Origin of the sequence: Desulfuromonas sp. TF, assembly GCF_000472285.1 — a bacterium.
In the GTDB taxonomy this organism is placed as follows: Bacteria; Desulfobacterota; Desulfuromonadia; order Desulfuromonadales; family ATBO01; genus ATBO01.
The window spans coordinates 126,982-135,040 of record NZ_KI421412.1; the positions used below are offsets into that span (position 1 = coordinate 126,982).

The window sequence follows — 8,059 nt, forward strand, 5'->3', positions numbered from 1 at the left end:
ATACCTATGGAAACGACGCGGCGCAGCATTGCCAAAGCACTCTCCTGGCGGATCCTTGCCACCGTGATCACATCGGTTCTTGTTTTAGTCATTACCGGCAAGGGCGAATTAGCCGCCACCGTCGGACTGGCGGATACCAGCATCAAATTCTTTGTCTACTTCGGCCATGAGCGGCTGTGGAATCGTATCAATTACGGCCGGGAGCAGAAGCAGCCTGAGTACTCCATCTGAAGAACGGGAGATGATCATGGAAAACATCGCTATGCAGATCCGCCCTTCCGAGCTGACGACTGAAAACTCTCCGATGGAGATCCTCCGTGCCGGGGTTGAAATGGCCGGAGGGCCGGTCGCCCTGGCCTGCTCTTTCAGCGTCGAAGACGTGGTAATCATTGACATGCTGCACCAGACGGCGTCGCCGGCTACGGTTTTCGCGCTGGATACCGGTCGCCTGAACGAAGAAACTTATGAGGTCGCCGAGGCGGTGAGCGAACGCTACGGGATCGGCATCGACTGGTATTTCCCCCGGCGGGAGGACGTCGAGAACATGGTACGCGGAAAAGGGCCCTACTCTTTCCGCGAAACCCTTGAGAGCCGTCACGAATGCTGCCGCATTCGCAAGATGGAGCCTCTGCAGCGGGCGCTGCAGGGCCTCTCGGGATGGATCACCGGCCTGCGCCGCGAGCAGAGCGTCACCCGCAGCGACCTCTCCCCCATCGAAACCGACCACGGCAACGGCGGCATTCTCAAGATCAATCCGCTGATCGGGTGGAGCGAGAAAGAGGTCTGGGAGTACGCCGAACAGCATCGAATTCCGACCAACCGCCTGCACAGACAGGGCTATCCCTCCATCGGCTGCGCTCCCTGCACCCGGGCTGTGGCACCCGGCGAACATCCCCGGGCCGGGCGCTGGTGGTGGGAGAATCCGGAGCACAAAGAGTGCGGCCTGCACCGACGTTAGTGCCGGCGCTTCGCCTCCGCGCCGATACCGGCGTTGGCTGTGCTGCTCGCATCCTCGGCGTAGCGCTGCTACGCCTGCGGTGATCGCTCCTTGCCGCCTTGGCCTCGGCGCGAAATCGAACCGCTTGCACCTGATTTGAAATACCGAAAAGATTGTAGGCCGGGATAAGGCGAAAGCCGTTCCCGGCGCCTCGCCGGAAACACTGTGCTTATTCCGGCCTACCCTTCGGAAAGCGTTTTATATGAACATGAAAATGACCCATCTGCGGCAGCTCGAGGCGGAGAGCATCCATATCATCCGGGAGGTCGCGGCCGAATTCGAAAACCCGGTGATGCTCTACTCCATCGGCAAGGATTCCGCTGTGATGCTCCACCTGGCGCGCAAAGCCTTCTATCCTGCCAATCCCCCCTTTCCGCTGATGCATGTGGATACCACCTGGAAATTCCGGGAGATGATCGAGTTCCGCGACCGGATGGCGCACGAATGCGGTTTTGACCTGCTCATACACACCAACGAGGAAGGAGTCAGACAAGGGGTCTCCCCCTTCACTCATGGCTCGGCCCTCTATACAGACATCATGAAGACCGAGGGGCTCAAGCAGGCACTGAACAAATACAAGTTCGACGCTGCCTTCGGCGGCGCCCGGCGTGATGAGGAGAAATCCCGGGCCAAGGAGCGGATCTTCTCTTTCCGCACCGCCAGTCACCGATGGGACCCCAAATGCCAGCGCCCCGAGCTGTGGAACATTTACAACGCACGGGTCCGCCCCGGCGAGAGCATCCGCGCTTTTCCGCTGTCCAATTGGACCGAGCTCGACGTCTGGCAGTACATCTACCTGGAGAATATCCCCATCGTTCCTCTGTATTACGCGGCGGTGCGGCCGGTGGTGGAGCGCGACGGGATGCTGATCATGGCCGACGACGAACGCCTGCAGCTGCGCCCCGGAGAAAAGGTCGAAATGAAATCGGTACGCTTCCGCACCCTGGGGTGCTATCCCCTGACCGGAGCCGTCGAATCCACGGCTGCCACCCTCCCCGAGATCATCCAGGAGATGCTCCTCACCCGCACCTCCGAGCGCCAGGGCCGCCTTATCGACCACGACCAGGCGGGATCGATGGAGAAGAAGAAGCAGGAAGGATATTTCTAGTCGTAAGCTGTAAGCTAGTAGCTATAAGCTGAAAAAAATCTTCTTACATTCCCGAACGTTGAACTCAAGACAAAATAGCCATAAGTTTTTTGCTCCAGGCTTTTTCCTTTAAGCTTACAGCTTAAAGCTTATAGCTATCGAAATCGGAGATTTCGATATGGCCCACCAGTCTGAATTGATCGCCAGCGACATCCACGCCTATCTCAAGACCCAGGAAGAGAAGGGGATGCTGCGCTTCATCACCTGCGGCAGCGTCGACGATGGCAAGAGCACCCTCATCGGCCGTCTTCTCTGGGACTCGAAAATGGTCTTCGAGGATCAGCTCGCCGCCCTGGAGGCGGACAGCCGGCGTGTCGGGACGCAAGGGGAAAAAGTCGACTACGCCCTGCTCCTTGACGGCCTGCAGGCCGAGCGCGAGCAGGGGATCACCATCGACGTCGCCTACCGCTTCTTCTCCACCGACAAACGGAAGTTCATCGTCGCCGACACCCCCGGGCACGAGCAGTACACCCGCAACATGGTTACCGGCGCATCCACCGCCCAGGTTGCGGTCATTCTCATCGACGCCCGCAAGGGGGTGCTCACCCAGACCAGGCGGCACAGCTATCTTGTATCGCTGGTCGGCATCCGCCACGTGATCCTCGCCATCAACAAGATGGACCTGGTCGACTACAGCGCCGAGCGCTTCTCGGCCATCCGCCAGGAGTACGAAAACTTCGCCGCCGGGCTAGGCTTCGACCAGATTGCCGCCATCCCGATCTCCGCCCTTGAAGGGGACAATGTCCTGACCCGCAGCGACAAAACTCCCTGGCACCAGGGGCCGACCCTGATGGAGTATCTGGAAACGGTCCAGGTCGCAGACGCCGCAGTCCGCAAGCCCTTCCGCATGCGGGTGCAGTGGGTCAACCGTCCCAATCTCGATTTCCGGGGATTCTGCGGCACCATCGCTTCGGGCGCGGTCCGCCCCGGAGACGACGTGGTGGTCACCTCTTCCGGCCAGGTCAGCCGGGTCAAACGGATCGTCACCATGGACGGAGATCTGGAGAAAGCCGTCGCTGGGCAGGCCGTCACCCTGACTCTGGCCGACGAGATCGACATCAGCCGCGGCGACACACTCGCCTCCTCCGATGAACGCCCTTACCACGCAGACCGTCTCGAAGCCAAGGTGGTCTGGATGCATGAGGAACCTCTGGCTCCCGGGCGCAGCTACCTCCTCAAGGCCGGCTCCTCCACCGCCCCTGCCCAGGTCGTCGAGCTCAAGTTCAAGGTCAACGTCAACTCCCTGAGGCAGGAGTCTGGAGAAACCCTCGAACTCAATGAAGTCGGGGTATGCACCTTCAGCCTGGACAGGCCCGTCTCCTTCGATTCCTATCGAGAGAACCGCGGCACCGGCAACTTCATCCTTATCGACCGATTCACCAACGCAACCGTGGGCGCCGGAATGATCCATCAGCCGCTGCTCCAGTCCGCCGGCGACCAGTGGTCTAAGATCAATGTCGACAGACAGGCCCGCGCCGAGCGCAAGGGGCAGAAGCCCCGGATTCTCTGGTTCAGCGGTCCGGAAGGCGTTGACCTCCCGGCCATCGCAGCGCTGGTGGAAAAAAGGCTCCACTCCCTGGGTCGGCACACCTATCTCCTGGACGGTGCAAATCTGAATCGCGCACTTAACGCTGACGCCGATACCGCCGGCGGAAATGGAGGAGAGCAGATCCGGCGGGTTGCCGAGGTCGCAAGGCTTTTTGCCGAAGCCGGGCTGGTCGTTCTGACCTCCTGCGCCTCGTCCGGTGAGGACGTTCAGCTTGCCCGGGAGGTTCTGGCCGGAGAAGTTTTCACCGAGATTTTTGTCGACATCCCTCCGGAAGCATCCGGCCGGCAGGGGGCCGCAGACGGCGTCGACGCCATCTTTATCAGTGACGTCCGGCGATCCGGGGAGGATCTGGCCGAAGAAATCGTGAGAAAAATTGGTTTTTCTGCTAAAGTTTAAAAATTGTGTTCGGCCGAAAGCGGACCAGACGCGGCTATTGGATTGATTCGAGAATTCCTTCCATGAATTCCGAAGACCCATATCATCGTTTCGCAAAGGAGATCAACATGAGCCAGATCTACACGGACAATTCCCTCTCTATCGGCCGCACCCCACTTGTACGCCTCAACCATCTCTCTCCCAAAGGAGGGGCGACCATCCTGGGAAAGATTGAAGGGCGCAACCCCGCCTATTCCGTCAAGTGCCGCATCGGCGCATCGATGATCTGGGATGCGGAGCAAAAAGGACTGCTCGGCCCCGGGAAGGAAATCGTCGAGCCGACCAGCGGCAATACCGGCATCGCCCTCGCTTTCGTCGCCGCCGCACGCGGCATTCCCATCACCCTGACCATGCCGGAGACGATGAGCCTGGAGCGGCGCAAGGTGCTCAAGGCCTTCGGCGCCAACCTGATTCTCACCCCCGGCGCCAAGGGGATGGGTGGCGCGATCGCCGCCGCCGAGGAACTGGCCGCCTCTGATCCAGGCAGATACGTTCTGCTGCACCAGTTCAAGAATCCGGCGAACCCGGCCGTCCACGAGCAGACCACGGGTCCTGAGATCTGGGAAGATACCGAAGGCGGCATCGACATCCTGGTCTCCGGCGTCGGCACCGGCGGAACCATCACCGGCGTGTCACGCTATATAAAGAACACCAAGGGCAAGGCGATCACCTCGGTTGCCGTAGAGCCGACCGATTCACCGGTGATCAGCCAGAAATTTGCGGGTGAGGAACTCAAACCGGGACCGCACAAGATCCAGGGGCTCGGCGCAGGCTTCATTCCCGATACCCTCGACCTCTCAGTCGTCGATCAGGTCGAACTGGTAACAAATGAAGAGGCGATCGAGTTCGCCCGCCGCCTGGCGAAAGAAGAAGGAATTCTCTCCGGCATCTCCTGCGGTGCCGCCGCCGCGGTGGCGGTCCGCCTCGCCTCCAGACCGGAGAACGCCGGCAAGACCATCGTGGCCGTTCTGCCCGACTCCGGCGAGCGCTACCTCTCCAGCGTCCTGTTCGAGGACCTGGCTTGAGGAGGTTTTTTCCCCATGCTCAAAGACGATAAAAGCTATTGACAAGGAGAAAGCTCTTTCCTATAGTCAGGCTCAACAATAAAATAAAAGCAGCAACGTCATTATTGAGAGTGGTGGAGGGAAAGGCCCTGCGAAGCCACAGCAACCGGTCCACCGTCGCCAAGGCTATGGCGGATGTCAGGTGCTAATTCCTACCCGCCGAAGCCCTAGGGGCGAAGGCGGGAAAGATGAGGACGGCGCTTCGCAGGACACGATCCCTTTTTCGACTCCCTCGAAGCCCCTTCTCATCCCCATGAGAAGGGGCTTTTTTCGTGGTCCCGATGCCTGCATAAAGAGGAATGACCGATGAAACAGAAGAGCATGCTCACACTCGAAAGCCGACTCGTGCAACTCGGGGTCGGCAGGGACGAACGGACCGGGGCCATCAGCTTTCCCGTCTACCCCAGCGCCACATACCGGCATCCGGCGGTGGGCGAGAGCACCGGCTTCGATTACACCCGTTCGGGCAATCCGACCCGCCAGATTCTCGAAGAGGGTCTCGCCGAACTCGAGGGGGGCCGCCGCGGCCTGGCCTTCTCCTCCGGGATGGCAGCGCTCACCACTCTCTTCCTGCACTTTTCAGCCGGTGACCACCTGGTTGTCTCCGAGGACCTCTACGGCGGGACCTACCGGGTTCTCGATCAGATCTTCGCCAAACTGGGGTTGAGCGTTACCTATGTCGACACCACCTCCAACGCCGCCGTGGCGCAGGCCGTCACCGGAAGCACCCGGGCGCTGCTGGTGGAGACCCCCGGCAATCCGCTGCTGGGAGTCGCTGATCTCAGCGCGCTGGCCGATCTCTGCCGGGAGCGAAAACTGCTGTATATCGTCGACAACACTTTCCTCACCCCCGTTCTCCAGCGTCCCCTGGCCCTGGGGGCCGATATCGTGATACACTCGGCGACCAAATACCTGAGCGGACACAACGACCTGTGCGCCGGGGCGCTGGTGGCCAGGGATGCAGAGATGGGAGAGAGGCTGTATTTTCTTCAGAACTCCACCGGCGCCATCCTCCCTCCCAGCGACTGCTGGCTGCTGATGCGCAGCCTCAAGACGCTGGCCCTGCGCATGGAGCGACACTGCGACAATGCCCTGCAAGTCGCCCGCTGGCTGAAGCAGCAGCCGCAGGTCACCGCCGTCTACTATCCCGGGCTGGAGGACCATCCGGGATACGCTTTGTCGCAGGAGCAGGCGAGCGGCTTCGGCGGCATGCTCTCCTTCCGGGTGAAAGATCCCCAGTTGGCCCGTAAGATGCTGAAAAACCTGCGCCTGATCTCCTTCGCCGAAAGCCTCGGAGGGGTGGAATCGCTGATGACACTGCCGGCGGTCCAGACCCACGGTGACATCCCCGTCGAGGAGCGGGAAAGGCTCGGCATCTGCGAAAGCCTGCTGCGCCTGTCGGTGGGAATCGAGAGCGCCGGGGATATCATCGCCGACCTGGAACAAGCTTTAAAATAGGTCCTATCGGACTTATAAGACCCATAAGACCTGTAAAGGACTTTTCATGACCGAGAAAAACTACCGTCCCGCCACCCTCCTGGTCCACCAGGGGACAGACCGCGACCCCGCCACCGGAGCCGCCGCCATCCCCATCTATCAAGCGTCCACCTACCACCACCAGGGAGGAGAGCCGGGCAAATACGATTACGCCCGCAGCGGCAACCCCAGCCGGGACCAGGTGGAAGAAGCGATCGCCCTTTTAGAAGGAGGGGTGCAGGGCTTCGCCTACGCTTCCGGCATGGCCGCCATCGGCAGCGCCCTCTCCCTGCTCAGAAGCGGCGACCACCTGATCGCTCCCGACGACCTTTACGGCGGCTCCTATCGCTATCTCAGCACGATTCTCCCCCAACAGGGAATCGAGGTCTCCTTAGTCGACCAGACAGACCTCGCGGTTCTCGAGGAGACGATTCGCCCCCAGACCAGGGCCATCTTCCTGGAGACCCCCTCCAACCCCCTGTTCAAGATCACCGACCTGCGGGGAGTGGTGGAAATCGCCCGGCGAAGGGGATTGCTCACCTTCCTGGACAACACCTTCATGACCCCTCTGCTGCAGCGGCCTCTCCACCTCGGCGTCGACGTGGCGATCCACAGCGCCACCAAGTTCCTCGGCGGCCACAGCGACCTGCTCGCCGGACTGGTCACTACCGCCGACCCGGAACTGGCCCGGGAGCTCAAGCGGTTCCAGAACGCCTTCGGCGCGGTTCTCGCCCCTTTCGACTCCTTTCTCCTCGCCCGCGGGATAAAGACACTCAAGCTGCGCCTGGAGGCGGCCCAGGCCGGAGCGCAGATCCTCGCCGAACGCCTTCGGAGTCATCCGGCGGTGAACCATGTCTATTACCCGGGCCTCTCGGAATTCCCCGGCAGGGACCTGCATCTCTCCCAGGCGGACGGGCCCGGAGCGGTTCTCTCCTTCGAGCTGAAGGAGAAGGTTCAGGTGGCGCCCCTGCTGGCAACGGTGAAGCTGCCCATCATCGCCCCGAGCCTCGGTGGTGTGGAGACGATCCTGACCCACTGCTGGTCCATGTCCCACGCCGCCATCCCGGCCCCGGTCAAACGGGAGCTCGGCATCCGCGAGACGCTGGTGCGCATCTCCGTCGGCATCGAAGACCCGGAGGATCTCTGGGAGGATTTGAACGAAGGGTTGTCGTAGGGGCACGGCATGCCGTGTCCCGCACCGGCATGGAGCCCGTGAAACTGTTTGACAAACAAGTGACTTTACATTAAAGTCCATCTCGACAATTACATAACGCATCGTCTTTATCGAGAGTGGTGGAGGGAAAGGCCCTGTGAAACCACAGCAACCGATCCGCCTTTGCAAAGGCGGGTGTCAGGTGCTAAATCCTTCCTGTTGAAGCCTCAGGGCGAAC

Annotated in this window: 7 protein-coding genes and 2 riboswitches (1 of these 9 cut by a window edge); all 7 genes read left to right on the forward strand. The window is 61.0% G+C overall.

The features are described 5' to 3' along the window. Positions 1-6 precede the first annotated feature (6 nt). A complete protein-coding gene (locus DTF_RS0100620; RefSeq protein WP_027713759.1) occupies positions 7-231 on the forward strand; it encodes a DUF2061 domain-containing protein in 225 nt (74 codons plus the stop codon). A 16-nt stretch (positions 232-247) separates the two neighbouring features. Continuing rightward, positions 248-958, forward strand: coding sequence for a phosphoadenylyl-sulfate reductase (locus tag DTF_RS0100625; protein WP_304412832.1), 711 nt, complete (start codon positions 248-250; stop codon positions 956-958). Positions 959-1,199: 241 nt separating this feature from the next. Continuing rightward, positions 1,200-2,105 carry a sulfate adenylyltransferase subunit CysD gene (cysD, locus tag DTF_RS0100630; protein WP_027713761.1) on the forward strand — a complete coding sequence of 302 codons (906 nt, stop codon included), beginning with the start codon at positions 1,200-1,202 and terminating at the stop codon, positions 2,103-2,105. Positions 2,106-2,262: 157 nt separating this feature from the next. Beyond that, entirely contained in the window at positions 2,263-4,089 is a 1,827-nt protein-coding gene (cysN, locus tag DTF_RS0100635; RefSeq protein WP_027713762.1) for a sulfate adenylyltransferase subunit CysN, read from the forward strand. A gap of 107 nt (positions 4,090-4,196) precedes the next feature. Further along, positions 4,197-5,153 (forward strand): cysteine synthase A, encoded by a 957-nt coding sequence (cysK, locus tag DTF_RS0100640; protein WP_027713763.1) that lies wholly within the window; start codon positions 4,197-4,199, stop codon positions 5,151-5,153. Between the two features lie 98 nt (positions 5,154-5,251). Then, positions 5,252-5,387, forward strand: a riboswitch (SAM riboswitch). A 111-nt stretch (positions 5,388-5,498) separates the two neighbouring features. Further along, a complete protein-coding gene (locus DTF_RS0100645) occupies positions 5,499-6,650 on the forward strand; it encodes a PLP-dependent aspartate aminotransferase family protein (protein WP_027713764.1) in 1,152 nt (383 codons plus the stop codon). A gap of 46 nt (positions 6,651-6,696) precedes the next feature. Continuing rightward, positions 6,697-7,842, forward strand: a complete 1,146-nt coding sequence (locus DTF_RS0100650) for a PLP-dependent aspartate aminotransferase family protein (protein ID WP_027713765.1) — start codon at positions 6,697-6,699, stop codon at positions 7,840-7,842. Positions 7,843-7,946: 104 nt separating this feature from the next. Next, positions 7,947-8,059: riboswitch (SAM riboswitch) on the forward strand; it runs 101 nt beyond the window's last position.

Coding starts and splice junctions, on each gene's coding strand:
- DTF_RS0100625 (WP_304412832.1), top strand. CDS start 248: ATGGAAAACATCGCTATGCAGATCCGCCCTTCCGAGCTGACGACTGAA.
- DTF_RS0100645 (WP_027713764.1), top strand. CDS start 5,499: ATGAAACAGAAGAGCATGCTCACACTCGAAAGCCGACTCGTGCAACTC.
- DTF_RS0100650 (WP_027713765.1), top strand. CDS start 6,697: ATGACCGAGAAAAACTACCGTCCCGCCACCCTCCTGGTCCACCAGGGG.
- DTF_RS0100620 (WP_027713759.1), top strand. CDS start 7: ATGGAAACGACGCGGCGCAGCATTGCCAAAGCACTCTCCTGGCGGATC.
- cysK (WP_027713763.1), top strand. CDS start 4,197: ATGAGCCAGATCTACACGGACAATTCCCTCTCTATCGGCCGCACCCCA.
- cysN (WP_027713762.1), top strand. CDS start 2,263: ATGGCCCACCAGTCTGAATTGATCGCCAGCGACATCCACGCCTATCTC.
- cysD (WP_027713761.1), top strand. CDS start 1,200: ATGAACATGAAAATGACCCATCTGCGGCAGCTCGAGGCGGAGAGCATC.